The following is a 243-nucleotide window of genomic DNA, read 5'->3' as shown; positions in this document are numbered from 1 at the left end:
GTGGACGCGCTCGGTCGCCGCGCCCGGTGCGGCATCGCCGAAGTAGTGCCGCACCCACTGCTCGAGCCGGGCGACGGCATCGGGATCGCCCAGCAGCCGCTCGGTCTCGGCCACGATCGACGGCGCGGCGGAGGCATCCAGCCACTCGCAGGCCGAAAGGTAGCCGTGCGTGTCGATGGCGGCGGCCGGGTCCGCGGGCCGCGTGATCATGAGCGGCTTGTCCGCCGCCAGACGGTCGTAGAC

General features: G+C 73.7%; 1 protein-coding gene. It reads right to left on the bottom strand.

Annotated features, from left to right (window positions below; genetic code table 11):
- The coding region (locus tag ACQG3P_RS22015) for a hypothetical protein (protein ID WP_426806237.1) at positions 1 to 243 on the bottom strand (243 nt) is incomplete at both ends.

Origin of the sequence: Stenotrophomonas sp. SrG, from assembly GCF_050031795.1 — a bacterium.
GTDB lineage: Bacteria > Pseudomonadota > Gammaproteobacteria > Xanthomonadales > Xanthomonadaceae > Stenotrophomonas > Stenotrophomonas rhizophila_A.
The sequence above is the reverse complement of the archived record's forward strand: the minus strand, read 5'-3'. Positions and strand labels throughout refer to the sequence as shown.